This is a genomic window from Hydrogenophaga sp. H7 (assembly GCF_002025745.1).
GTDB lineage: Bacteria > Pseudomonadota > Gammaproteobacteria > Burkholderiales > Burkholderiaceae_C > Hydrogenophaga > Hydrogenophaga pseudoflava.
This window is the reverse complement of sequence record NZ_MCIC01000019.1, coordinates 19,748-42,851: the sequence shown is the minus strand read 5'-3', so window position 1 is coordinate 42,851 and position 23,104 is coordinate 19,748. Positions and strand designations below refer to the sequence as shown.

Below are 23,104 nucleotides of genomic sequence, written 5' to 3'. Positions count from 1 at the left end.
GTCAACGCCGGTGGGGTTCGCCCTCACCGGCGTTGTCATTTCTGCGGCAGGCGCCAGCCGGGCAGCTGCCAGTCGAAGGCGACGGCCAGAAGGCGGCTGCCGGTGGCCACGGCGATGCCCGCCAGGCTCGCCAGCTCGGAACCCAGGCCCAGCACAACAACCAGCCCGATGTAGGCCAGGCTGCCCGCCACCGCACACAGCGCATAGGGCCGGTGGTCCTGGTACACCTTGGGCACCTCGTTGCACAGCACGTCGCGCGCCACGCCACCCACGATGGCGGTGGTGGTGCCCATCAGCACGCTCACGCCCGGCGACATGCCCGCCGCCACGGCGATGCTGGTGCCCGAGATCGCGAACAGCCCGAGGCCGAAGGCGTCGGCCCACTCCATCAGCCGCACGCCCGCGTCCTTGAGCACGGCCTTGAGCCACCAGGGCGCAGTGATGACCATGGCGAACACCAGCCAGAGGTAGGCCTCGTGCTCGACCCAGAACAGCGGCCGGCGGTCCAGCAGCAGGTCGCGCACCGTGCCGCCGCCGAAGGCGGCCACGAAGGCGACCGAGAACACACCCACCACGTCCATGCGCTTGCGCATGGCCTCGATCAGCCCGGACATGGCGAAGGCCACCGTGCCGCCCACCTCGATCGCGATCAGCAAAGCCGTGAGTTTCATGCGGCCCCATTCTGGACCACCCAGCGGCCCAGCCACTCGCGCAGGATGCGCAGCGCGGGCGCCTCCTGCCGCTGACTGAGCGTGACCAGGCCGAAGCGCGCGGTGGCGTCCAGCGCGGGCGCCATGCGCAGCGGCACCAGGCCCCGGGCGGCGGCGTGGGCGGTCAGCACGATGGCCTGGCTCTGGCGCGCCACCTCGACGATGGTCAGCGTTTCGTCGCTGCGCAGGGTCACCATGTCGTCCGGGTTGGCCTGCGGGCCGTAGCGCCCGATCAGGATGCGCGCCACCTCGTCGCTCAGCGGCGTGGAGGCGATGGGATAGGCCAGCACGTCCCCGATGGTGGCCGGCCGCCCGAGCTGCACCAGCGGGTGGTCCGGCCGCACCAGGAAGCCCGCCGCCAGTTCGAACACCTGCGCGACGGCCAGGTCGGCCGCAGGCCGCACCGAGCGCACGTCCAGCACGGCGGCGTCCAGCTGCTGCTCGCGCAGCGCGTCGACCAGCACGCTGGTGTTGCCGCGCGAGATCTGCAGCTGCAGCCTGGGGTGGTGCTCACCCATGTGCAGCATCAGCGGCACCGACAGCAGCGCACCCGGCCCCGAACTCAGGCCAATGCGCAATGTGCCGATCAGACCCGCATGCAGGCCCTTGCCGGTCTGCCTGAGCGCTTCGGCGTCGGCCACCAGCCGGCGCGCGCGCTGCAGCGCCTCCTGGCCGAACGGGGTGAGCGCGATGCGCCGGCCCAGCCGGTCGAACAGGCGGCCGCCCAGCTCGTCCTCCAGCCCCTGGATGCTGCGCGTCAGCGCGGGCTGCGTCAGGTAGAGCACCTTGGACGCCTGCACGAACGATCCTGCCTCCGCCAGCACCACAAAGTGCTTCAGCTGCACAAGGGTCATCCCCAATCTCCATCAAAAGTCATGGATCGTTGCACATCAATGCATTGGACTTTAATTCAGGCGCTTCCTAACATGCAACAAAGTTCATGTTTCAGGAGTGCTTTGCATGGATCGCCTCAGTGACGCCGCCGTCGAACAGTTCATCGCCGTCCGCCGCGACATCCACCGCCACCCCGAGCTGGCCTTCAGCGAGCGCCGCACCGCCGCGCTGGTGGCGGCCCAGCTGGGCGCCTGGGGCTACGAGGTCACCACTGGCCTGGGCGGCACCGGCGTGGTCGGGCAACTGAAGCGCGGAACATCGAACCGAACCCTCGGCCTGCGCGCCGACATGGACGCCCTGCCGATCGCCGAGGCCACCGGCGCGGCCTGGGCCAGCTGCGAGCACGGCGTGATGCACGCCTGCGGCCACGACGGCCACACCGCCATGCTGCTGGCCGCCGCGCACCACCTGGCGCAGCACGGCCGCTTCGACGGCACGCTGAACCTGATCTTCCAGCCGGCCGAAGAAGGCGGCGGCGGCGCGCTGAAGATGATGGAGGACGGCCTGTTCCAGCGCTTCCCCTGCGACGCCATCTTCGCCATGCACAACATGCCGGGCATCCCGCAGGGCCAGCTGGTGTTCCGCAGCGGCCCGGCCATGGCCTCGTCCGACTACGCGACCGTCACCCTGCACGGCCACGGCGGCCACGGCGCCATGCCGCACAAGGCGACCGACGTGGTGGTGGCCGCGGCCTCGCTGGTGATGGCGCTGCAGACCGTGGTCTCGCGCCATGTCGATCCGCTGCAGCCGGCGGTGGTCACCGTGGGCGCGATCCACGCGGGCGAGGCCAACAACGTGATCCCGGCCGAGGCGCGGCTGGAGATCAGCGTGCGCACGCTGGACCCGCAGGTGCGGCGCAGTGTGGAGCAGCGCATCCGCGAACTGGTGCAGCTGCAGGCGCAGAGCTTCGGCGTGCGTGCCGAGATCGCCTGGCGGCCCGGCTATGCGGTACTGGTCAACGACGCAGAGCAGACCGCCCGCGCGCTGGCAGTGGCGCGCAAGCACTTCCCCGCGGAACAGATCAACCCGCAGGGCCCGATGGTCAGCGGCAGCGAGGACTTCGCTTTCATGCTCGAACGCGTGCCGGGCAGCTACCTCTTCATCGGCAACGGCGCCGATGGCGAGCCCGGCGCGTGCATGGTGCACAACCCGGCTTACGACTTCAACGACCTGAACATCGCCCCCGGCGCGGCCTACTGGATCGCGCTGGTGCAGGACCTGCTTTCCCCCACCCCTTGAGAACCACAACAGGAGACAACACCATGAACGCCCGCATCCGCATCCACTTGGCTCTGGCCGCCGCCGCGCTGGCCACCCTCGGCTTGGCCGGCACCGCCGCCGCCCAGACCTTCCCGTCCAAGCCGGTCACGCTGATGGTGCCCTACCCCGCCGGCGGCCTGTCGGACGTGATCGCGCGCTCGGTCAACAACACCCTGGGCAAGCAGCTGGGCCAGCCGGTGATCGTGGAAAACCTCGGCGGGGCCAGCGGCTCCATCGCCGCGGCCAAGGTGCTCAACGGACCGAGCGACGGCTACACCATCTTCCAGGGCTCGCCCAACGAGCTGATCCTGGCGCCGCTGGCGATTTCGTCGATCAAGTTCAAGAGCGAAGACTTCCGCCTGGTGCAGATGATCGCCACCGCCCAGATCGCCTTCCTCGCCAAGAAAGACCTGCCGGTGAACAGCGTGGACGAGTTCGTGGAGCACGCCCGCAAGGCCGCCAAGGACGGCAAGCCGCTGACCTTCGCCAGCGTCGGCCCCGGTTCGTTCTACCACCTGCTGGGCGAGCACCTGTCCAAGGTCACCGGCATCCCTATGGTCCACGTGCCCTACAAGGGCGCCGCGCCGGCCGAGCAGGACCTGATGGCCGGCCAGGTGGACTTCTTCCTTGCGCCCTACGGCAAGAAGTACGACGAGATGCAGAAGCAGGGCCGCGTGAAGGTGCTGGCCATGCTGAATGGCGAGCGGCTGGAGAGCGTGAAGCAGTACCCGGCGATCAGCGAGAGCAAGCAGCTCAAGGACTTCACGTTCAGGATCTGGACCGGCTACTTCGTCAAGCGGGACACGCCCGAACCTGTGGTGGCCGCACTGCACAAGGCCATCACCGGCACGCTGGGCGACCCGGCCGTGCACGCCGCGCTGGAAGCCAACAGCCAGCTGCTGCCCAAGCCGCAGACCCTGGCCGAGGCCGACAAGGCGTATGCCGATGGCACCCAACAGTTCAGGGCCATCGTCAAATCCATCGGCCTGCAGGCACAATAAGCGCCTTCTTCCGCTGATCGGGAGAGACCGGCCCCACAGGGGAACCGGCGCCGAAGGAGCAACCGCCCCGGAAACTCTCAGGCAAAAGGACCGATCAGTGTTCAGCGCGCGCTCAGCGCAACACTCTGAAGAGCGGCCGGGATTCGTCCCCCGGCCCACCGCAGGAGCAAGCCCACCGGAATGGCGGGTGAATCTCTCAGGTCACAAACAGAGGGGGTCATGATCCGCACACGGTGTGCGGGTCGTGCCCATCCCTGTTTGACGGCTATCGAGAGAAACCCAATGGCACAGCTCATCGTCATCGGCGGCGGCATCACCGGCGTCACCAGCGCCTACGCCCTGTCCCGCGAAGGTCACGACGTCACCCTGATCGAACAGCACCGCTACGCGGGCATGGAAACCAGCCACGCCAACGGCGGCCAGCTGTCGGCCTCCAACGCCGAAACCTGGACCCACCCGTCCACCCTGCTCAAGGGCATCAAGTGGATGCTCAAGGCCGACGCGCCGCTGCTGGTCAACCCCAAGCCGAGCTGGCACAAGCTGTCCTGGTTCGCCGAGTTCGCGGCCGCCATCCCCAAGTACCGCGAGAACACCATCGCCACCGCCAAGCTGGCGATCGCCGCGCGCGAGCACCTGTTCGGCTGGGCGCAGGCCGAGGGCATCGACTTCGACCTGAAGCAGCAGGGCATCCTGCACATCTACCGCGACAAGGCCGGCTTCGACCACGCGGGCGAAGTGAGCAAGCTGCTGGCCGAAGGCGGCCTGCCGCGCCGCGCCGTCACCCTCGACGAGATGCGCGCCATCGAGCCCACCCTGGCCGGCGACTACTACGGCGGCTACTACACCGAGAGCGACAGCACCGGCGACATCCACAAGTACACCCACGGCATGAGCCTGGCCTGCGAACGCCGTGGCGTTCGCCTGCTGACGGGCCGCGCGGTGGCTCGCGTGCAGAGCACGGGCCAGACCGCCCACGTCACGCTGGCGGACGGCGAGGTGGTGAGCGCGGATGCGGTGGTGGTCTGCGCCGGCGTGCACAGCCGCGCCATCGGCGCCCAACTGGGCGATCGCCTCAACGTCTACCCGGTCAAGGGCTACTCCATCACCGTGATGCTGAACGACGAACAGAGCCAGGCCGCCGCGCCGAATGTGAGCCTGCTGGACGACGAGACCAAGCTGGTCACCAGCCGCCTGGGCGTGGACCGCTTCCGCGTCGCCGGCACGGCCGAGTTCAACGGCTTCAACCGCGACATCCGCGCCGACCGCATCAAGCCGCTGGTGGACTGGGTCAACCAGTGCTTCCCGGGCGTGAGCACGCGCCGCGTCGAGCCCTGGGCCGGCCTGCGGCCCATGATGCCGGACATGCTGCCCCGCGTCGGCCCCGGCCGCCTGCCCAACGTGTTCTACAACACCGGCCACGGCCACCTGGGCTGGACGCTCTCGGCCATCACCGCGCACCAGCTGGCCGGCCACGTGGCACAGTGGCAGGAGCAGCGGCGCCACACCCGCGTGGTGATGCCCGCACCCGCCGTCTGACCACCAAGGAACCGCCATGGCCGTCTCCGCGTTCGACCTGTTCAAGATCGGCATCGGGCCCAGCAGCTCGCACACCGTCGGCCCGATGCGCGCGGCGCGCCTGTTCGCGCACGGGCTGGAGTCCGCCGGCCTGCTGCCGGCCGTGGCGCGGGTGCAGGTGGGCCTGTACGGCTCGCTGGGCGCCACCGGCCGCGGCCACGGCAGCGACAAGGCGGTGCTGCTCGGGCTGTGCGGGCACGAGCCGGAGTCGGTGCCTATCGAATCGGTCGAACCCACCGTGCGCGCCATCCGCGAGCAGGGCCGCATCCCGCTCATGGGCACACACACCATCAGTTGGAACGACCGCGAGGACCTGACCCTGCACCGCCAGGCCCTGCCGCTGCACGCCAACGGCATGCGCCTGTGCGCCTGGGACGCGGCGGGCGCGGTGCTGTCCGAGCGCACGTTCTATTCGGTGGGCGGCGGCTTCGTGGTGAGCGAGGAGGTCATGGCCGACGGCCAGCGGCAGAAGGTGATCGCACCCGACATCACACAACTGCCGATCCCGTTTCGCACCGGCGACGAGCTGCTGCAGCGCTGCCGCGAACACGGCCTGTCCATCGCGGGCGTGATGCGCAGCAACGAGCGCCACTGGCGGAACGACGAGGAAGTGCGCACCGGACTGCTGCGCATCTGGGACGTGATGCAGGCCTGCGTGCAGCGCGGCTGCGCCACCGACGGCGTGCTGCCCGGCGGCTTCAAGGTGCGCCGCCGCGCGCCCGCGCTGCACCGCGACCTTACCGGCCACCCCGAGAAGGCGCTGACCGACCCGCTGGCCGTGCTCGACTGGGTCAACCTCTACGCGCTCGCGGTGAACGAGGAAAACGCCGCGGGTGGCCGCGTGGTCACGGCGCCCACCAACGGCGCGGCCGGCATCGTGCCCGCGGTGCTGCACTACTACCGGCGCTTCGTGCCGGGCGCCAGCGACGACGGCGTGGTGGACTTCCTGCTCACCGCCGCCGCCATCGGCATCCTCTACAAGGAAAACGCCAGCATCAGCGGCGCCGAGGTCGGCTGCCAGGGCGAGGTGGGCGTGGCCTGCTCCATGGCCGCCGGTGCGCTGTGCGCCGTGCTCGGCGGCACGCCCGAGCAGGTGGAGAACGCGGCCGAGATCGGTATGGAACACCACCTGGGCCTGACCTGCGACCCGGTCGGCGGTCTGGTGCAGATCCCCTGCATCGAACGCAACGCCATCGCGTCGGTCAAGGCCATCAACGCCGCGCGCATGGCGCTGCGCGGCGACGGCACGCACCACGTCAGCCTGGACAAGGTCATCAAGACCATGCGCGAGACGGGGGCGGACATGAAGACGAAGTACAAGGAAACGGCGCGCGGCGGGCTGGCCGTGAACATCGTGGAGTGTTGACCCCCACGCCCGCCGGACCGCCCCTTGTCGGCACAATCGGGGGATGACCGCAGCCGCCTTCCGCGTGCTGAGCCTCATCCCACCGATGACGCAGCTCAACACACCCTACCCCTCCACCGCCTACCTCACCGGTTTCCTGCGCTCGCGCGGCATCGACGCGGTGCAGGAAGACCTGGCGCTGGCCCTGGTGCTGCGGCTGTTCACGCCGGCCGGGCTGGAATCGCTGCGCGGCTGCGCGCTGGCGCAGCCCGAGGCGCAGCGCACGGCCAGCGTGCACAGCTTCCTCGACCAGTTCGAGGCCTACCGCACCACCATCGGCCCGGTCATCGCCTACCTGCAGGGTCGCGATTCGACCCTGGCCTACCGCATCGCCGCACGCGGCCTGCTGCCCGAGGGGCCGCGCTTTTCCGCACTGGACAACTATGTGGACGACGGCAGCGGCGACCCGCTGGGCTGGGCTTTTGGCGCGCTGGGTGTGCAGGACAAGGCGCGCCATCTGTGCACGCTCTACCTGAACGACCTGTCGGACGTGATCCGCGACGCGGCCGACGAGCGCTTCGAGTTCGTGCGCTACGCCGAGTCGCTGGCCAGCAGCCAGCCCAGCTTCGACCCGCTGGCCAACGCGCTGGCGGCGCCGCACACCCTGGTGGACGAGTTGCTGCACGACCTGACCCTGGCGGCCACTCACCGCCACCAGCCCACGCTGGTGCTGCTCTCGGTGCCCTTCCCCGGCGCCATGTACGCGGCACTGCGCATCGCGCAGACCATCAAGGCGCAGCACCCGCACATCCGCATCGGCCTGGGCGGCGGCTTCGTCAACACCGAACTGCGCGAGCTGAAAGACCCGCGCGTGTTCGACTTCGTCGACTACGTGACGCTGGACGCGGGCGAGCGGCCCGTGCTGTCGCTGATCGAGCACCTGCGCGGCGAGCGTGGCAAGCAGCGGCTGCAGCGCACCTTCCTGCGCGAGAACGGCGCCGTGAAGTACGTGAACCTCGCCGAGCCCGACGTGCCGTTCGAGGACGTGGGCACCCCCACCTGGGACGGCCTGCCCATCGACCGCTACCTCAGCCTGCTGGACATGCTCAACCCCATGCACCGGCTCTGGAGCGACGGGCGCTGGAACAAGCTGACCGTGGCGCACGGCTGCTACTGGAAGAAGTGCAGCTTCTGCGACGTGAGCCTGGACTACATCGGCCGCTACGAAACAGCGACTGCGGCCACCCTGGCCGACCGCATCGAGAAGATCGTCCACGAGACCGGCCAGACCGGCTTCCACTTCGTCGACGAAGCGGCGCCGCCCAAGGCGCTCAAGGCCCTGGCCGAGGAGCTGATCCGCCGCGACCTGCAGATCAGCTGGTGGGGCAACATCCGCTTCGAGAAAACCTTCACGCCCGAGCTGAGCGAACTGCTGGCGCAGAGCGGCTGCATCGCCATGAGCGGCGGTCTGGAGGTGGCGAGCGATCGGCTGCTGGCCCTGATGAAGAAGGGCGTGAGCGTGGAGCAGGTGGCGCGCGTGACCAAGGGCTTCACCGACGCCGGCATCCTGGTGCACGCCTACCTGATGTACGGCTTCCCGACCCAGACGCTGCAGGACACGGTGGACGCGCTCGAATACGTGCGCCAGCTGTTCGAGAACGGCTGCATCCAGAGCGGCTTCTTCCACCGCTTTTCCTGCACGGTGCACTCCCCGGTCGGCATGGACCCGACGGCCTACGGCGTCGAACTGGTCCCGCTGCCAGAGGTGACGTTCGCCAAGAACGACATCGGTTTCACCGATCCCACCCCCATGCCGCCCGGCGTGGACCACGACGTGCTGGGCCAGGGCCTGCGCAAGGCGATCTACAACTACATGCACGGCCTGTGCGTGGACGACGACGTGCGCCGCTGGTTCGAGCACCTGCCCTGCCCGGTGCCACGGCCCACGGTCAAGCGCGGCAAGATCGCCAAGGCGCTGGCGCAGCGCGGCTGAGTCCCCGGTCCGCACCCGGACATTGGGGGATGCGGTAGAACCGTCCGGTGCAAAAAGACTTCAAAGGCAACAAGGCCCACCTGCCCAGCAAACCCTGCGTGGTCTGCGGCCGGCCCATGAGCTGGCGCAAGGCCTGGGCGAAGAACTGGGACGCGGTGAAGTACTGTTCCGACGCCTGCCGGGCGCGCAAGAACACTGCGCCGCCGAATGCCTGAGATGCCCGCTGCGCCCATTCGCCACCTGGTCATCGTGCTGGGCGACCAGCTGGAGCACGGCAGCACCGCCTTCGACGGTTTCGACCCCGCGCAAGACCTGGTGTGGATGGCCGAGGTGGTGCAAGAGTCCACCCACGTGTGGTCGGCCAAGCCGCGCATCGCGATCTTCCTGAGTGCCATGCGGCACTTCGCGGCCGGGCTGTGCGAGCGCGGCCTGCCGCTGCGCTACACCCGGCTTCAGGACGCGGACAACACCGGCACGCTGGCGTGTGAACTGCAACGGGCCATCACCGACCTGCAGCCGCAAGCATTGATCCTCACCGCCCCCGGCGACTGGCGCGTGCTGCAAGCCCTGCGCGCCGTGGCGGCGCAGGCCGCATTGCCGCTGGAGCTGCGCGACGACACGCATTTCTTCAGCACCGTGCGCGAGTTCGCCGCCCACGCCCAGGGCCGCAAGCAGTTGCGCCTCGAATACTGGTACCGCGCGCTGCGACAGAAACACGGCGTGCTGATGGACGGCCAGCAACCCGCAGGCGGGCAGTGGAACTTCGACGCCGACAACCGCGAGAGCTTCGGCAAGGTCGGCCCGCAGAACGTGCCGGCGCCGTTCTTTGTCGAGCCCGATGCGATCACACGCGAGGTGATCGAACTGGTCAACCTGCGCTTCGCCGACCACCCGGGATCACTGGACAGCTTTGCCTGGCCCGTCACCCGCGCCGACGCCCTGCGCGCGCTGGACAACTTCATTGAGCAGCGCCTGCCGCTGTTCGGACAGTTTGAAGACGCGATGTGGGTCGGCGAGGTCTGGCTCTGGCATTCGCAGCTGAGCGCCGCGCTCAACCTCAAACTGCTGAACCCGCGCGAGGTTGTGGCCGCGGCCGAAGCGGCGTACCGCAACGGCCACGCACCGCTGGCCGCGGTGGAAGGCTTCGTCCGCCAGATACTGGGCTGGCGCGAGTACGTGCGCGGCATCTACTGGACGCAGATGCCCGGCTACCTGGAACGCAACGCGCTGGAGGCGCAGGCGCCGCTGCCCGCCTGGTACTGGACCGGCGAGACCGACATGGCCTGCCTGCGCGAAGCGATCACGCAGACGCTGGCGCACGGCTACGCGCACCACATCCAGCGCCTCATGGTCACGGGTCTGTACACCCTGCTGCTGGGCGTGCGGCCGCAGGCCGTCCACGCGTGGTACCTGAGCGTCTATGTGGACGCGGTGGAGTGGGCGGAACTGCCCAACACCCTGGGCATGAGCCAGTACGGCGACGGCGGCCTGCTGGGCAGCAAGCCTTATGTGGCCACGGGCAGGTACATCCAGCGCATGAGCAACCACTGCAGCGGCTGCCGCTACGACCCCGCGCAGAGCACCGGGCCCAAGGCCTGCCCCTTCACCACGCTGTACTGGGACTTCCTGATGCGGCACGAGCCGATGCTGCGGCAGAACACGCGCATGGCCATGCAGATGAAGAACCTGGACCGGCTGGCGCCGGAAGCGCGCGAGGCGATTGCCGAACAGGCCCGGGCGCACCGGGACGCCCAGACCAGCTGAGCCGCCCGATCAGCCTTCCTGGGCGATCTGCCGCAGCGCCTGCTCGTAGGCCTCGGCCGGCTGCCCGCCCGAAATCAGGTGCCGGTCGTTGACGATCACCGCCGGCACCGAGTGGATGCCGTGGCCGGTGTAGAACTGCTCGCGCTCGCGCACCTCGTCGGCGAACTCGTCGCTGGCCAGCACCCGCTGCGCACGGTCCACGTCCAGCCCGGCCTGCTGCACCGCCGCCAGCAGCACCGCCGGGTCGGCCGGGCTTTCGGCGCGGCCGTGGTGCGCCTCCATCAGCGCCCGCTTGAGCGCCAGTTGCTGGCCCGGCGCACCTTCGGCCTCTGCCCAGGTCAACAGGCGGTGTGCGTCGAAGGTGTTCCAGATGCGGCCACGACCATCCTTGTTGAAACTGAAGCCGGCCGCCGCGCCACGCTGGCGGATGGTCTCGCGGATCTGCGCCTGCTGCTCGGGCGTGCTGCCGTACTTCCTGGTCAGGTGCTCGCCCACGTCCTCGCCCTCCGGGCCCATCTGCGGGTTGAGTTCGAAGGGCTGGAAGTGCAGCTCGGCCGCGATGTCGGGTTGCACACGTTCCAGCGCACGCTCCAGGCCGGCCAGGCCGATCGCGCACCAGGGACAGGACACGTCGGAGACGAAATCGATCTTGAGGGTCATGGTCATCGGGGCATGGTAGCCCCCATGCGCGACAATCGCAGGCTGCCTTTCCAAAGCCCCTGTTCCCTCCCGCGCCCCGCACCATGACCGACCGCTACGCCGTCATCGGCAACCCCATTGGCCACAGCAAGTCCCCCCTGATCCACGGCGCCTTCGCGCAGGCCACCGGCCAGGACATCGAATACACCGCCATCGAAGGCCCGCTCGACGGCTTCAAGGCCACGGTCCAGGCCTTCATCGCCAACGGCGGCCGGGGCATGAACGTCACCATCCCCTTCAAGCTGCAGGCCTTCGAGATCGCCACCGACCCGATGGAATCGGCCCGCTTGGCGGGCGCGGTCAATGCGCTCAAGTTCGAGGGCGGCCGCATCTGGGCGCAGAACTTCGACGGCCTGGGCCTGGTCAACGACATCCAGCGCAACCTGGGCGTGTCGCTGGCGGGCAAACGGGTATTGATCTGCGGCGCGGGCGGTGCCACGCGCGGCGCCATCCTGCCGATCGCGGCGCAGAAGCCCGCGGTCATCGCGATTGCCAACCGCACCGCTGCCAAGGCCCACGGCCTCAAGGCCGACTTTGCGGCCCACACGGCGCTGCAGACCGGCGGCTACGACGAACTCGCTGGCGAGGCCTTCGACGTGGTCCTCAACGCCACGTCCACCGGCCTCTCCAAAGACGAGTTGCCGCTGCCCGCGGGCGTGTTCGCGCCCGGCGCCCTGGCTTACGACCTGGTCTACGGCAAGGGCCTCACACCGTTCCTGAAACAGGCACAGGCCGCTGGTGTGACGCAGCTGGCCGACGGCGTGGGCATGCTGGTGGAACAGGCGGCCGAGGCCTTCGAGTGGTGGCGCGGTGTGCGGCCGGACACGAAGCCGGTGATCGCGCGCTTCACGATCCCTCTGGTCTGATTTCAAAGTGAGCTCTCTCCGCTGGGCACAGGCCGTGCCCCTGCTGGCCGTGCTCGGCTCGGTCGTGGCGCTGGGCATCGGCACCTCGTTTGGCAAACAGCTGTTCCCGCAGCTCGGGGCGCTGGGCACCACCGCGCTGCGCGTGGGCTTCTCGGCCCTGATCCTGCTGCTGATCTGGCGGCCCTGGCGCTGGACCACCTCGCGCGCCGACGCCAGAAGCCTGGTGCGCTACGGCATGGCCCTGGGCTGCATGAACCTGATGTTCTACCAGTCGCTCCAGACGATCCCGTTCGGCGTCGCGGTGGCCATCGAGTTCAGCGGGCCGCTGGCCGTGGCCTTCTTCACCTCGCGCCGGGCCATCGACTATCTCTGGATCGCCTTCGCCATCGTGGGCCTGGGCCTGCTGCTGCCACTGGGCCACGACGTGACCCGCCTGGACCCGGTGGGCGTGATGTTCGCGCTCGGCGCGGCCGTGTTCTGGGCCGCCTACATCCTGTTCGGCAAGAAGGTCGGCCACCTGCACGCCGGCCATTCGGTGGCGCTGGGCCTGACCATGGCCGCGGTCACGGTGGTGCCCTTCGGCGTCTGGCACGCCGGCAGCGCGCTGCTGCAGCCTGGCATCCTGCTGTTCGGCTTGGGCGTGGCGGCCGTCTCCAGCGCCATCCCGATCTCGCTGGAGATGGTGGCGCTCAAGCGCCTCACGCCCGCCGCCTTCGGCGTCATGGCCAGCATGGAGCCGGCCGTGGCCGCACTGATGGGCGTGCTGGTGCTGGACGAGCACCTGACCGGCCTGCAGTGGCTGGCCATCGGGCTGGTGATGTGCGCCGCCGCGGGCAGCGCCGCCACCGCCAAACCCGACACGCACCGCGGGCCGGCCGACGAAATCGTGCAGTGAGGCCACCCGGCGCCGCCGGAGGGCTTCAGACCTCGCCCAGATGGCCGCGCGCGATGGCCGCAGCCTGGTCTTCGAAGATGGCCATGCCGGTCAGCAGGCGCATGAAGCCGAGCCGACGGTAGAAGTCTTCCTTGCCCGGCACCGCGTACAGGATGATCTTGCGGTGCCCCTTGCAGTGGTCCAGCAGCCGCTGCACCACCGCCCGCCCGAGCCCCGTGCCCTGGTGATCGGGCATCACCGCCACATCACACAGGTAGGCCCAGTCCGCACCGTCCGATAGCACGCGCCCGGCTGCGACCAGCCGGCCCGCTTCGTCGCGCACAAAACACTTGAAACGGCTGTTCGTGAACACCGTCTGCAACAGCTCGACCGACTTGTCGCCCAACGGGGCCAGGCGGTAGAGGTTCTGCAATTCGTGCCAGTTGATCGTGTCCTGGCTGTCGCTCCATTCGAGGCTCATGGGGGTGTCTGTCTCGGTGTGGGTCCGGCACCCACTGTGGCGCCCACGCAATCTGGCGGACGAGCGTCACTGGCCGTGCGAGCAGCGCCGCGACAGCACGGAACGAAGCCAGGGTCATTCGTTGCTCAGTCGCTGAGCTCTTCACCAAAGCGGATGGCGTTGCCAAAAGGGTCGTCCACCTGCATCTCGTGCATGCCCCAGGGCTGGCGCGTCAGGCCATAGCGAAATGGCGCTTGCAGCTGCACCAGCTCCTGGTGCAACTGCTCGATGTGCTGAACCCGGATGTAGCAACTGCTGGCACTGCCATGGTGCCGCGCCTCGTCTTCCGACGCGGCCAACCAGAAGTGGATCTCTGCCGATCCACGCCGGACGATGAGGTGCCCGTGCTCGGGAAACAGCCTGAAGTCCGTGAAACCCAGCCGGTCACGGAAGAAGTCGGCCGTGCGCTGCAGGTCTCCGCTTGGAAGTTGCGGAATGGCGGGGTGCAGGAAGGAGGGGGATGTCATGGGTTGTGGGCGCGTTGAGGAATTGTTGGTTTGCCAGGGATGGCAGGTCGAGGCTGTTCTCGGACATTCGTCGTGGAGGTTTCGAACTGTCGCGACGGCGATCACCGGTCATTGCGCCAGAACGCACTCGAACGGCGGATGAGCTTTCCAAACCTGTCATTGAAGTTGCCCCCGCTAGGTCAAGCGCTGGCACCAACGCTCAACGAACCTGCTCCAATTCGCGCTCTTGGCAGGTTAAAGTGCCTTGATCAGCTCGGGCACGGCGGTGAACAGATCGGCCTCCAGTCCGTAGTCGGCTACCGAGAAGATCGGTGCCTCAGGATCCTTGTTGATCGCCACGATCACCTTGGAATCCTTCATGCCGGCCAGGTGCTGGATCGCGCCAGAGATGCCGCAGGCCACATAGAGCTGAGGCGCCACGATCTTGCCGGTCTGTCCCACCTGCCAGTCATTCGGTGCGTAGCCCGCGTCCACCGCAGCGCGGCTCGCGCCCAGCGCGGCACCCAGCTTGTCGGCCAGCGGCGTCATGACCTCGTTGAACTTCTCGGCACTGCCCAGCGCCCGGCCACCCGAGACGATGATCTTGGCAGCGGTCAGTTCGGGGCGGTCGCTCTTGGCGATCTCGCTGCCCATGAAGGTGCTCTTGCCGCTGTCGGCTTGTGCTGCCTGGGTTTCCACGGCAGCGCTGCCACCGGTGGCGGCGGCCGGGTCGAAGCCGGTGGTGCGCACGGTGATGACCTTGATGGCGTCGGTGCTTTGCACCGTGGCCACGGCGTTGCCCGCGTAGATCGGACGTTCAAACGTGTCGGCGGCGATCACCTTGGTGATGTCGCTGATTTGGCCCACATCGAGTTTGGCGGCCACGCGCGGGGCGATGTTCTTGCCGCTGGCGGTGGCGGGGAACAGTATGTGGCTGTAGCTCGATGCGATGGCCAGCACCTGCGCGGCCATGTTCTCGGACAGGCCGTGTGCCAGGTATTCGGCGTCGGCGTGGATAACTTTGGCGACGCCGGCGATCTGGGCCGCGGCTGCGGCGGCCGGGCCGGCGTTGTGGCCGGCGATCAGTACATGCACATCACCCCCGCACTGGGCGGCGGCGGCGACGGTGTTGAGCGTGGCGCCCTTGATGCTGGCGTTGTCGTGTTCGGCAATGACGAGTGCGGTCATGTTGTTGTTCCTCAGATCACTTTGGCTTCGTTCTTCAGCTTGTCGACCAGGGCGGCGACATCGGCCACCTTGATGCCCGCACCGCGCTTGGGCGGCTCGCTGACCTTCAGGGTCTTCAGGCGCGGGCTCACGTCCACCCCGAGGTCTTCGGGCTTGACGATGTCCATTTGCTTCTTCTTGGCCTTCATGATGTTGGGCAGGGTCACGTAGCGCGGCTCGTTCAGGCGCAGGTCGGTGGTGACGATGGCCGGCAGGCTGAGGCTCAGGACTTCAAGGCCGCCGTCGACTTCGCGGGAGACATTGACCTTGCCATCGACCACTTCGACCTTGCTGGCGAAGGTGCCTTGCGGCAGATCGGCCAGCGCGGCCAGCATCTGGCCGGTCTGGTTGCAGTCGTCGTCGATGGCCTGTTTGCCCAGGATCACGAGACCGGGCTGTTCCTTGTCCATCAGGGCCTTGAGCAGCTTGGCCACGGCCAGGGGCTGAAGTTCTTCAGCTGTTTCCACCAGGATGGCGCGGTCGGCGCCGATGGCCATGGCGGTGCGCAGGGTTTCCTGGCACTGGGTGACACCGCAGGACACGGCGATGACTTCGGTGACCACACTCTTTTCTTTCAGGCGCACGGCTTCTTCCACCGCAATTTCGTCAAACGGGTTCATGCTCATCTTGACGTTGGCCAGGTCCATGCCGGACTGGTCGGCCTTGACGCGGACCTTGACGTTGTAGTCCACCACGCGTTTGACGGGGACAAGGATCTTCATAGGATTTTCACTTTTGATATCTTTTAGCTGTACACAGTAGTCTTGTTTTCGACAGATCCAGAAAGCCGAGCTCAGAAGTGCATCACCGCTTCAATTGCACCCAGCACAAACAGGGCGATCCAAACAGTCGTGATGAACATCAGCGCCGCAGGCCTCCAACCCGTTCGGGCCAGTCCAACGAACGACGTCTTCATACCCAGTGCGGTCACACCAACCATCAGACACGCTCGTGAGGTCGCTGCCATGCTCTGCTGCAAAGAGGGAGACATCCAGCCTGCCGAGTGAACGCCAACCAGGATCACAAACAGCACCAGGAAGCTGGGTACAGGAAGGCTGAATTTTCCAGTTGCCTTCTTCGTGGCCGCTTGTGACGGGAGACGGCCAACAACAATCGATATCACCAAAACGACCAGCACCAATAGGCTTACCCGAAGCAGCTTGACGATGGATGCGGTATCACCTGCTTCTTGGCCAAGCGAGTAGCCTGCCACGACAACCTGCGCAACATCGTGAATCGTTGCTCCCATGAAAACCCCGGCCCACAGCGGCGGCAGCGCCAGCGCACTGGCCACTAGCGGGTAGAGCAGCATGGCCACAGTGGACAGCACGGTGGCCAGAACCACAACGCTCAAGGTATTGCGCTCGCGGTGTTCGTCTTGAGGCAGCACGGCGGCAATGGCCAGTGCAGCCGCGGCGCCGCAAATGGCCGTGGCGCCACCGGCGAGCAAGCCCATGCTCCACGACAGTCGCAGCCAGCGCGCCACAAACAAACCACACAAGACCGTGCTGACCACCGCCAGGACAACGATGAGACCGGTGACCCAGCCCAGACTTTCGATCTGGCCGACCGTGATGCGCGCCCCCAACAATCCAATGCCCAGTCGAAGAACCACCCGCATGCACGCGTCCACGCCGGGTGCCGTGCGAGGATCGTGGCTCTGGTAGTGGAACGCGGCACCCATGAGCAGGCCATACAGCATGGGCGGGCCACCGTGTATGCCTGAGACGAACACGGCTGCCAGTGCGATCACGGCACACAGCGCCACCCCGGGCCACAGCCTGAAAAGGTGGTCGGACCGCGCGTGCCAGTAACTTCCCTGACTCAAGCGAAGCATCAGTGCGCGCACAGCGAATGCCTCACTTGTCCACGAAGGCACGTTCGATCACGTACTGTCCGGGCTGGCTCATGTTGCCTTCGCGCAGGCCCAGCTTGTCGAGCAGGTCGCGGGTGTCGCGCAGCATTTCCGGGCTGCCGCACATCATGAAGCGGTCGTCCGAGGTGCTGAGCGGAGGTAGGCACAGGTCGTGTGGAAGGCGTCCGGTTTCCAGCAGTGTGGGGATGCGCCCCTGGTGGCGAAACGCCTCGCGCGTGACTGTTGGGTAGTACAACAGCTTGGCGCGCACCTGTTCGCCAAACCACTCGTTGCGGGGCAGTTCATGGGTGATCAGGTGCTCGTAGGCGAGCTCGTTCACCTGCCGGCAGCCGTGCACCAGCACGATCTTGTCGTACAGCTCGTACACGTCGGGGTCGCGGATCACACTCATGAACGGCGCCAGGCCCGTGCCGGTGGACAGCAGGTAGAGGTGGCGCCCGGGCGTGAGGTTCTGCGTGAGCAGCGTGCCAGAGGCCTTGCGGCCGACCAGCACAGTGTCGCCCACCTGGATGTGCTGCAGTCGTGAGGTCAGCGGACCATCGGGCACCTTGATGCTCAGAAACTCCAGCGTCTCTTCGTAGTGCGGGCTCACCATGCTGTACGCGCGCAGCAAGGGCCTGCCGTCGACCATGAGGCCGATCATGGCGAACTGGCCGCTCTGGTAGCGGAAACCCGGGTCGCGGGTGGTGGTGAAGGAAAACAGGCGGTCGGTCCAGTGGTGAACGGTCAACACCTGGGCTTCAAACAGATTGCTCATGGTCGGGCTTCCGATGCATGGGTGGATGAAAGTTCGCGCAGGTAAGGCCAGGGGTAGATGCCGCGGTCGTGGCCATCGTCAAAGCAGAGCTGGAGACCGAACTCCCCTACGGGGTTCAGTTCGGTCATGCGGGTGGTGTCTGGCGACATGGGGCCAAGGCCGTCGCGCCGCAGCTTCACGCACGCCGCGCAACGGCAGGCCCCGCGCAAGGCGTGTGAGCTTATGGAGGCCTGCAGGCCGTCGCTCCAGCCAATGTCGAGCTGGCCCGACGCCTGGTGGTGAACGATGTCCACCGGGTGCACGCTGTCAGCGCTCATTCGATGGCTCCTTCCACACCCTGCGGCCCCATCTCGACGCTGAGACCAGCCAGGCCACCTTCCTTGAGCTCACCGCCCATGGCGGCCAGGCTCTCTTCGCGAATCAGCCCCTTGATGGTCTGGACCATGGCGGCGAACTCGGGCGTGGCCGTCATCTCCGGAGTGCGCGGCCGGGGCAAGGGCACCACGATCTCGGACTTCACGCGGCCCGGGCGCGCCGTCATCACGTAGATGCGGTCCGACAGGAAAATCGCTTCGTCGATGTCGTGGGTGATGAACAGCACCGAGATGCGCAGGCGCTGCCACATGTTGGTGAGGATTTCCTGCATCACCACCCGGGTCTGCGAATCCAGCGCACCGAAGGGCTCGTCCATCAGAAGAACCTGTGGACTCGTGGACAGGGCCCGCACGATCCCCACGCGCTGCTTCATCCCACCCGAGAGCTGGTCAGGGTAGTGGTTCTCGAAATGCAGCAGGCCCGCCAGCCCGAGCAGGGTACGCGCACGGGTTTCGCGTGCGGTGCTCGACACTCCCTGGATCTTCATGCCGAACTCGACGTTCTTACGCACCGTCATCCAGGGAAACAGCGAGTACTGCTGAAACACCACGCCGCGGTCGGCGCCAGGCTCCTTGATGCGCACGCCATCCAGCCGGGCTTCGCCCGCACTGGGCTGCACAAAGCCAGCCGCAACGTTGAGTAGGCTCGACTTGCCGCACCCTGACGGGCCGATGAGCGAGACGAATTCGCCGGGTTGCACGTGGATGGAGACTGAATCCACCGCCTTGACCGCCGAACCCTTGACCTTGAACTGGACGGACACGTCCTGCATTTCCACCAGTCCACGCACCGCCGCTTCGGGTTGGGACATGACCGCGCTCATGAGCGTTCTCCCTGTGAAACCGATGCCTGCCAGGGCATGGCGAGGCGAGAGGTCAGGCGAATCGCGCTGCTGCACAGCAACCCCAGGATGCCGATGGTGATCATGCCCAGGGCGATTTCGGGATAGGAGATGAGCGAATACGCCTCCCAGGTGAAATAGCCGATGCCGAACTGGCCCGAGATCATTTCCGCTGCAATCAACGACACCCAGGCCACCCCCATGCCCACGGCCAGGCCTGTGAAGATGTGAGGCAAGGCAGCGGGCAGCACCACCTCGAACAGCAGCGTGGGTTCGCGTGCCCCGAGAGAACGGGCAGCACGCAGCAACACCGGGTCGATCGCTTCCACACCATGGATGCTGTTGAGCAAGATGGGGAAGAAGGCGCCAAGGAAGGTGATGAACACGATGCTGACCTCATTGCTCGGCCACAGCATGATGGACATGGGCACCCAGGCAATGGCGGGAATCGGTCGAAACACCTCCAGCGCGGGCATGCTGATCTGGCGGAACCACCGGTAGCGACCGATCAACAAGCCCAGGCTGATGCCCAGCACCCCGGCTATGGCAAAGCCGTAGAGGATGCGGCGCACGCTAATGCCGATGTTGTTGACGAAGGCCGTGGATTGGTTGACCTCGACCACCTTGGCGAACACCTCCGCCGGGCTGGGGATGTTGCCAAAGCGCACATAGAAGTCGAGTCGGTAGTGCGTGGCCATGTGCCAAGCCAGCAACACACTGCCTATGGAGATCACAGCCATGATCCAGCCGGTCAGTCGGGCCCTCACGAAGGCAACCAGGAGGGCCATGCCAGCGGTCTCGGCACCCGCGCCGCGTTCAGATACAGCCTGGCTTTTCACGCCGTCTAACGCAGCCACCTGGGCATTGGCGGCTGGCGCATCCAGCGTCTCGGCGGGACGCGCTAGCGGGTTGGAGGTGTTGGGAAGGTAAGCCATGCGGTCATGGCTCGCGTCAAGCAAGGAGGCGGCGCGCATGGCTTACTTCCCGCTCATGGCCAAGTCACTAGCGGGTATCGCCAGCGCAAGCGCTTCGACATAAGTGGCCAGCTTGCCGCCACTTTGGGCAGCGAAGGCTTCGGCGTCCTTCTTCAGTAGAAATGGCACCACCGCAGGGGCTTTTGGCTTGCTCAGGTTGACCGAGTAAAAGGCCTTGTCGGCGAACAGCTTGATGCCCAGCGACTTGTCAAAGAGGTAAGCCACCGACACCTTCTTGCCTTCGGCCTGGTACTGGCGAACCCCCGCCAGCAGGCAGGCGGGTGAACTGACGGGCACCAGACCCGCGCCCTCCAGCCAGATCTCACCCGCATCCTTAGGGTTGCCCACCATGCGGTTGCAAATGGGGTCGCGGCCCGTGATGTCGTAGTTGGCCAGCGTCTGCTTTTGCGCGTCGTAGTCCTGACCGCGCTCTTTGAAGGCCTGGCGCACATAGGTCTCGTTGACCCAGGCGTTGATGTCGAATTCCTTCACGCGGCCCAGTTTGGACAGCACGCCGTGAGCGAGCTTGATGGTCTCAAGCCAGCGCGGCTTGATGGTCGGGTCCAGCGTGTGGATACCGTTCGGGCCAAGGAACATGTAGCCCACTTCCTTCTCGATTTTGGTCCACTCCTCCACCTTCTGCATCGCCATGCTCGGGTTCTTGCGCACCCAGTCGTTGGCCTCCATCAAAGCCTTGATGTAGGCCACCACGGCCTCGGGGTAGGCGTCGGCGAAATCCTTGCGAACCACCACACCGTGAAAGGTGGGCACCTTCGTCTGCGCGCCGTCAAAGATCTTTCGGGCGAAACCGCGGTAGGGCAGCAGGTCGGCGAAGGGCACGAAGTCGCCGTGCGCGTCGATCTTCTTCTCCTGAAGGTTGGTGGTGCCCACCTCGGGGCTCTGACTCACCAGGTTCCAGTAGTCGTTGGGCCAGCCACGTTCCTGCATGGCCTGCAGCATCATCCCGTGGGCCGCCGAGCCGAAAGGCACGGACACCGTCTTACCCTTGAGGTCGGCCAGCTCGTAGTAGGGGCTGTCCTTGTGCACCACCACGCCGTTGCCTGAACCGAAGGCGTTGTACGCAATGATGGCGACCAGCTGGGTTTCGTTGCCACGGTTTTGCTGACCGGTGGCGCCGTTCACCAGCAGCGGATAGTCGCCCATCATCCCGATCTGCAGCTTGTTGGCCACCATGCCATTGGTGACCGGCGGGCCGGAGGTGAAGTTCTGCCAGTCGAGCTTCCACGTGATGTTGGCGTACTTTCCGGTCTTGGGGAGGTGCTTTTCCAGCAGCTTGAGCTCTTTGAGCACGATGCCACCGGTGACTGTGTTGGTGGTCGTGTTCTGCGTGCCAATCCCGATCATGACTTCTTTCTTGGCCTGTGCCAGCGAGACAGAAGGCAAGAGGGCCAGCGACAGCCACATCGAAGGGATCAAGGGGTGGAAGAACCAAGGGGGCCGTGGGGCGCGGGTGATAGCAGTCATGAGAACCTCCAGGTGGGTTGATTGATTCAAACAAGGGGGGGTCGGGGTGTGGCCTTGAGCGTGTGGCTCAGACGGTTTCGCTCAGCAGACTGCGCTTGTCTTTGCGCTCGGCCCATTGCGCCGCTTCGGGCAGGGGCTCTTGTGTAGTGGTGATCACGGGCCACTTGGGTGCGAGCGCGGCGTTCAGCGTCACGTACTCCAACTGGTCGGGACTCAAATCTTTCTCCTCCAGAATCGCCTCCACCGGGCACTCAGGAATGCAGACGCCGCAGTCGATACACACGTCGGGGTCAATCACAAGGAAGTTCGGTCCCTCGTGAAAACAGTCCACCGGGCACACCGCGACACAGTCGGTGTATTTGCAACCGATGCAGGCTTCCGTGACAACGTGGGTCATGACGCAGCTCCCGTGTTGCCGTTCATCTGGATCGATGTGAGCGCGAGCTTGGCCAGCTTGCGCACGTCGGGATCGCTGTCTTTCAAGGCGCGCTCCAGCGGGGCAATGCCGCGTGTGTCGCCCAGCTCACCCAGCGCAATCACCGCTTCCTTGCGCAGGTTGCTGACAGCGTGGGTGGTGGCCTCGCCCAGCACATGAACCGCCGCCGTGGCCTTGAGCTTGCCCAGGCTGCGCGCCGCCTTCACGCGCACCTGCCAGTACCCGTCGTCCATCGCGTGGATGAGGTCGGGCACGCCGAGCGCGGAGCGCGTTTTGGCCAGCGTGGTGGCGGCCTCCTCCCGCACCTGCCAGGCGCTGTCGACCAGGGCACGGCTAAGCGCGGGGTAGACGCTCACCGTGACGGACTCGGTGGCATAGCCCAGCGCGCCGACTGCCACGCGTCGCACCTCGGCGTCAGTGTCGTGCGCCGCCACCTGGGTGAGCGCCGCAATGGCCTGCGTGCGCTTGAGGTAGCCCAGCACGCCCACCGCTTCGCGGCGCACCGCCGGCTCGGCGTCGCTCAGCGCCTGCAGCGCGGGCTCGAAGGCCTCTTCCACCCGCAAGGCTCGCACGGCATGCAGAGCCGCCGCTTTGACGCCGGGGTCGGCATCCACCAGGTACGGCAGGATGGGGCCGGCCGAAGCGGGCTCCTTCAGCTCGGCCAGGGTATAGGCCACCGCCGCGCGCACATCTGGGTCGCTGTCTTTGAGCAGCGGCACCAGGGCCGTCAGCACGTTCATATCTTCATGGCCTTCGAGCGCTTTGGCGGCTTCCAGCCGCACTTGCGCGCTGCTGTCGCCGAGCGCCGCCGTGAGCAGGGGCGCCACATCGTCTTCTTCGTCGGTGTAGGGCAGATCGATGACGGCGACGCGCCGCACGCCCGGGTCGCTGTCTTGCAGACGCTGGTGAATGCTTTGGTGAAGGATCTGGCTCATGCTCACCTCACCAGGTAGGGAATGTTGACGTGCACAGCGCCGGTGGGGCAGTCTTTCTCGCAGGGCATGCAGTACCAGCATTCGTCGAACTTCATGAACGCCTTGTTCTTCACCAGGTCGATGGCAAGCACGTCGAGTGGGCAGACGTCGACGCAGACGGTGCAGCCCTTGTCGGCAATGCACTTGTCGTCGTCAACGACAACAGGTGCCTGGGTTCGGGTGGTGGTGATGGTCATGGGGTTGGCCTTTCG

At 66.7% G+C, this 23,104-nt stretch carries 25 protein-coding genes and 2 riboswitches; of the genes, 9 read left to right on the top strand and 16 right to left on the bottom strand.

The features are described from left to right. Window positions 1-35: 35 nt before the first annotated feature. Window positions 36-671, bottom strand: coding sequence for a trimeric intracellular cation channel family protein (locus tag BC358_RS19785; RefSeq protein ID WP_066158265.1), 636 nt, complete (start codon window positions 669-671; stop codon window positions 36-38). Then, window positions 668-1,564, bottom strand: coding sequence for a LysR family transcriptional regulator (locus BC358_RS19780; protein WP_079367166.1), 897 nt, complete (start codon window positions 1,562-1,564; stop codon window positions 668-670). Before BC358_RS19780 ends, BC358_RS19785 begins: the two co-directional genes overlap by 4 nt. Before the next feature lie 106 nt (window positions 1,565-1,670). Here BC358_RS19780 and BC358_RS19775 point away from each other — a divergent pair, with 106 nt between their 5' ends. The 7 genes from BC358_RS19775 to BC358_RS19745 all read left to right on the top strand — a co-directional run bounded on the left by BC358_RS19775 (window position 1,671) and on the right by BC358_RS19745 (window position 10,542). Continuing rightward, a complete protein-coding gene (locus BC358_RS19775) occupies window positions 1,671-2,843 on the top strand; it encodes a M20 aminoacylase family protein (protein WP_079367165.1) in 1,173 nt (390 codons plus the stop codon). A gap of 23 nt (window positions 2,844-2,866) precedes the next feature. Further along, window positions 2,867-3,865 (top strand): tripartite tricarboxylate transporter substrate binding protein, encoded by a 999-nt coding sequence (locus BC358_RS19770; protein ID WP_066158259.1) that lies wholly within the window; start codon window positions 2,867-2,869, stop codon window positions 3,863-3,865. 8 nt (window positions 3,866-3,873) lie between these two features. Continuing rightward, window positions 3,874-3,968: riboswitch (glycine riboswitch) on the top strand. 12 nt (window positions 3,969-3,980) lie between these two features. Continuing rightward, a riboswitch (glycine riboswitch) is annotated at window positions 3,981-4,086 on the top strand. 61 nt (window positions 4,087-4,147) lie between these two features. Beyond that, window positions 4,148-5,401 (top strand): D-amino acid dehydrogenase, encoded by a 1,254-nt coding sequence (locus BC358_RS19765; RefSeq protein WP_079367164.1) that lies wholly within the window; start codon window positions 4,148-4,150, stop codon window positions 5,399-5,401. Window positions 5,402-5,417: 16 nt separating this feature from the next. Next, the gene (locus tag BC358_RS19760) at window positions 5,418-6,806 is read left to right on the top strand and encodes an L-serine ammonia-lyase (RefSeq protein ID WP_079367163.1); all 1,389 of its coding nucleotides are present in this window, start codon (window positions 5,418-5,420) and stop codon (window positions 6,804-6,806) included. A gap of 43 nt (window positions 6,807-6,849) precedes the next feature. Then, window positions 6,850-8,778 carry a radical SAM protein gene (locus BC358_RS19755; RefSeq protein WP_079367162.1) on the top strand — a complete coding sequence of 643 codons (1,929 nt, stop codon included), beginning with the start codon at window positions 6,850-6,852 and terminating at the stop codon, window positions 8,776-8,778. Window positions 8,779-8,825: 47 nt separating this feature from the next. Next, window positions 8,826-8,993, top strand: coding sequence for a DUF2256 domain-containing protein (locus BC358_RS19750; protein WP_079367161.1), 168 nt, complete (start codon window positions 8,826-8,828; stop codon window positions 8,991-8,993). Window position 8,994: 1 nt separating this feature from the next. After that, the gene (locus BC358_RS19745) at window positions 8,995-10,542 is read left to right on the top strand and encodes a cryptochrome/photolyase family protein (protein WP_079367160.1); all 1,548 of its coding nucleotides are present in this window, start codon (window positions 8,995-8,997) and stop codon (window positions 10,540-10,542) included. Between the two features lie 9 nt (window positions 10,543-10,551). On the opposite strand, the gene BC358_RS19740 is transcribed toward BC358_RS19745, so the two are convergent. Next, the gene (locus BC358_RS19740) at window positions 10,552-11,208 is read right to left on the bottom strand and encodes a DsbA family oxidoreductase (protein ID WP_079367159.1); all 657 of its coding nucleotides are present in this window, start codon (window positions 11,206-11,208) and stop codon (window positions 10,552-10,554) included. 77 nt (window positions 11,209-11,285) lie between these two features. Between BC358_RS19740 and aroE the strand changes: the two genes are divergently transcribed. Together aroE and BC358_RS19730 are read left to right on the top strand one after the other, a co-directional pair. After that, window positions 11,286-12,107: a shikimate dehydrogenase gene (aroE, locus tag BC358_RS19735; RefSeq protein WP_079367158.1), complete on the top strand. Its 822-nt coding sequence runs from the start codon at window positions 11,286-11,288 to the stop codon at window positions 12,105-12,107. 7 nt (window positions 12,108-12,114) lie between these two features. Next, complete coding sequence (locus BC358_RS19730) at window positions 12,115-13,002, top strand: DMT family transporter (protein WP_079367157.1); 888 nt, start codon at window positions 12,115-12,117, stop codon at window positions 13,000-13,002. Between the two features lie 25 nt (window positions 13,003-13,027). Here the strand turns inward: BC358_RS19730 and BC358_RS19725 are convergent, their stop codons facing one another. The 13 genes from BC358_RS19725 to BC358_RS19665 all read right to left on the bottom strand — a co-directional run bounded on the left by BC358_RS19725 (window position 13,028) and on the right by BC358_RS19665 (window position 23,089). Then, window positions 13,028-13,462, bottom strand: coding sequence for a GNAT family N-acetyltransferase (locus BC358_RS19725; RefSeq protein WP_079367156.1), 435 nt, complete (start codon window positions 13,460-13,462; stop codon window positions 13,028-13,030). Between the two features lie 125 nt (window positions 13,463-13,587). Next, window positions 13,588-13,968, bottom strand: coding sequence for a VOC family protein (locus BC358_RS19720; protein WP_079367155.1), 381 nt, complete (start codon window positions 13,966-13,968; stop codon window positions 13,588-13,590). A 234-nt stretch (window positions 13,969-14,202) separates the two neighbouring features. Beyond that, a complete protein-coding gene (locus BC358_RS19715; RefSeq protein WP_079367154.1) occupies window positions 14,203-15,135 on the bottom strand; it encodes an electron transfer flavoprotein subunit alpha/FixB family protein in 933 nt (310 codons plus the stop codon). An 11-nt stretch (window positions 15,136-15,146) separates the two neighbouring features. Further along, the gene (locus BC358_RS19710; protein ID WP_079367153.1) at window positions 15,147-15,896 is read right to left on the bottom strand and encodes an electron transfer flavoprotein subunit beta/FixA family protein; all 750 of its coding nucleotides are present in this window, start codon (window positions 15,894-15,896) and stop codon (window positions 15,147-15,149) included. A 71-nt stretch (window positions 15,897-15,967) separates the two neighbouring features. Then, complete coding sequence (locus BC358_RS19705) at window positions 15,968-17,011, bottom strand: YeiH family protein (RefSeq protein ID WP_079367152.1); 1,044 nt, start codon at window positions 17,009-17,011, stop codon at window positions 15,968-15,970. A gap of 22 nt (window positions 17,012-17,033) precedes the next feature. Further along, window positions 17,034-17,807 carry a ferredoxin--NADP reductase gene (locus BC358_RS19700; protein ID WP_079367151.1) on the bottom strand — a complete coding sequence of 258 codons (774 nt, stop codon included), beginning with the start codon at window positions 17,805-17,807 and terminating at the stop codon, window positions 17,034-17,036. Then, window positions 17,804-18,124, bottom strand: a complete 321-nt coding sequence (locus BC358_RS19695) for a DUF971 domain-containing protein (RefSeq protein ID WP_079367150.1) — start codon at window positions 18,122-18,124, stop codon at window positions 17,804-17,806. The genes BC358_RS19700 and BC358_RS19695 overlap by 4 nt, the downstream gene beginning before the upstream one ends. Continuing rightward, the gene (locus tag BC358_RS19690) at window positions 18,121-18,993 is read right to left on the bottom strand and encodes an ABC transporter ATP-binding protein (RefSeq protein ID WP_256861592.1); all 873 of its coding nucleotides are present in this window, start codon (window positions 18,991-18,993) and stop codon (window positions 18,121-18,123) included. The genes BC358_RS19695 and BC358_RS19690 overlap by 4 nt, the downstream gene beginning before the upstream one ends. A gap of 8 nt (window positions 18,994-19,001) precedes the next feature. Then, the gene (locus tag BC358_RS19685; RefSeq protein ID WP_079367148.1) at window positions 19,002-19,997 is read right to left on the bottom strand and encodes an ABC transporter permease; all 996 of its coding nucleotides are present in this window, start codon (window positions 19,995-19,997) and stop codon (window positions 19,002-19,004) included. Between the two features lie 3 nt (window positions 19,998-20,000). Next, window positions 20,001-21,482, bottom strand: a complete 1,482-nt coding sequence (locus tag BC358_RS19680; protein ID WP_218669510.1) for an ABC transporter substrate-binding protein — start codon at window positions 21,480-21,482, stop codon at window positions 20,001-20,003. A gap of 67 nt (window positions 21,483-21,549) precedes the next feature. Next, window positions 21,550-21,879 carry a ferredoxin FdxA gene (fdxA, locus tag BC358_RS19675; protein ID WP_079367146.1) on the bottom strand — a complete coding sequence of 110 codons (330 nt, stop codon included), beginning with the start codon at window positions 21,877-21,879 and terminating at the stop codon, window positions 21,550-21,552. Then, window positions 21,876-22,853, bottom strand: a complete 978-nt coding sequence (locus BC358_RS19670) for a HEAT repeat domain-containing protein (protein WP_079367145.1) — start codon at window positions 22,851-22,853, stop codon at window positions 21,876-21,878. Before BC358_RS19670 ends, fdxA begins: the two co-directional genes overlap by 4 nt. 2 nt (window positions 22,854-22,855) lie before the next feature. Continuing rightward, the gene (locus tag BC358_RS19665) at window positions 22,856-23,089 is read right to left on the bottom strand and encodes a ferredoxin family protein (protein ID WP_056273822.1); all 234 of its coding nucleotides are present in this window, start codon (window positions 23,087-23,089) and stop codon (window positions 22,856-22,858) included. Window positions 23,090-23,104 lie beyond the last annotated feature (15 nt).

What these genes read in the sequence shown, in the direction of transcription:
- BC358_RS19785 (WP_066158265.1), bottom strand. Translation starts at nt 671, where the DNA reads ATGAAACTCACGGCTTTGCTGATCGCGATCGAGGTGGGCGGCACGGTG.
- BC358_RS19780 (WP_079367166.1), bottom strand. Translation starts at nt 1,564, where the DNA reads ATGACCCTTGTGCAGCTGAAGCACTTTGTGGTGCTGGCGGAGGCAGGA.
- BC358_RS19775 (WP_079367165.1), top strand. Translation starts at nt 1,671, where the DNA reads ATGGATCGCCTCAGTGACGCCGCCGTCGAACAGTTCATCGCCGTCCGC.
- BC358_RS19770 (WP_066158259.1), top strand. Translation starts at nt 2,867, where the DNA reads ATGAACGCCCGCATCCGCATCCACTTGGCTCTGGCCGCCGCCGCGCTG.
- BC358_RS19765 (WP_079367164.1), top strand. Translation starts at nt 4,148, where the DNA reads ATGGCACAGCTCATCGTCATCGGCGGCGGCATCACCGGCGTCACCAGC.
- BC358_RS19760 (WP_079367163.1), top strand. Translation starts at nt 5,418, where the DNA reads ATGGCCGTCTCCGCGTTCGACCTGTTCAAGATCGGCATCGGGCCCAGC.
- BC358_RS19755 (WP_079367162.1), top strand. Translation starts at nt 6,850, where the DNA reads ATGACCGCAGCCGCCTTCCGCGTGCTGAGCCTCATCCCACCGATGACG.
- BC358_RS19745 (WP_079367160.1), top strand. Translation starts at nt 8,995, where the DNA reads ATGCCCGCTGCGCCCATTCGCCACCTGGTCATCGTGCTGGGCGACCAG.
- BC358_RS19740 (WP_079367159.1), bottom strand. Translation starts at nt 11,208, where the DNA reads ATGACCATGACCCTCAAGATCGATTTCGTCTCCGACGTGTCCTGTCCC.
- aroE (WP_079367158.1), top strand. Translation starts at nt 11,286, where the DNA reads ATGACCGACCGCTACGCCGTCATCGGCAACCCCATTGGCCACAGCAAG.
- BC358_RS19725 (WP_079367156.1), bottom strand. Translation starts at nt 13,462, where the DNA reads ATGAGCCTCGAATGGAGCGACAGCCAGGACACGATCAACTGGCACGAA.
- BC358_RS19720 (WP_079367155.1), bottom strand. Translation starts at nt 13,968, where the DNA reads ATGACATCCCCCTCCTTCCTGCACCCCGCCATTCCGCAACTTCCAAGC.
- BC358_RS19715 (WP_079367154.1), bottom strand. Translation starts at nt 15,135, where the DNA reads ATGACCGCACTCGTCATTGCCGAACACGACAACGCCAGCATCAAGGGC.
- BC358_RS19710 (WP_079367153.1), bottom strand. Translation starts at nt 15,896, where the DNA reads ATGAAGATCCTTGTCCCCGTCAAACGCGTGGTGGACTACAACGTCAAG.
- BC358_RS19705 (WP_079367152.1), bottom strand. Translation starts at nt 17,011, where the DNA reads ATGCTTCGCTTGAGTCAGGGAAGTTACTGGCACGCGCGGTCCGACCAC.
- BC358_RS19700 (WP_079367151.1), bottom strand. Translation starts at nt 17,807, where the DNA reads ATGAGCAATCTGTTTGAAGCCCAGGTGTTGACCGTTCACCACTGGACC.
- BC358_RS19695 (WP_079367150.1), bottom strand. Translation starts at nt 18,124, where the DNA reads ATGAGCGCTGACAGCGTGCACCCGGTGGACATCGTTCACCACCAGGCG.
- BC358_RS19690 (WP_256861592.1), bottom strand. Translation starts at nt 18,993, where the DNA reads ATGTCCCAACCCGAAGCGGCGGTGCGTGGACTGGTGGAAATGCAGGAC.
- BC358_RS19685 (WP_079367148.1), bottom strand. Translation starts at nt 19,997, where the DNA reads ATGCGCGCCGCCTCCTTGCTTGACGCGAGCCATGACCGCATGGCTTAC.
- BC358_RS19680 (WP_218669510.1), bottom strand. Translation starts at nt 21,482, where the DNA reads ATGACTGCTATCACCCGCGCCCCACGGCCCCCTTGGTTCTTCCACCCC.
- fdxA (WP_079367146.1), bottom strand. Translation starts at nt 21,879, where the DNA reads ATGACCCACGTTGTCACGGAAGCCTGCATCGGTTGCAAATACACCGAC.
- BC358_RS19670 (WP_079367145.1), bottom strand. Translation starts at nt 22,853, where the DNA reads ATGAGCCAGATCCTTCACCAAAGCATTCACCAGCGTCTGCAAGACAGC.
- BC358_RS19665 (WP_056273822.1), bottom strand. Translation starts at nt 23,089, where the DNA reads ATGACCATCACCACCACCCGAACCCAGGCACCTGTTGTCGTTGACGAC.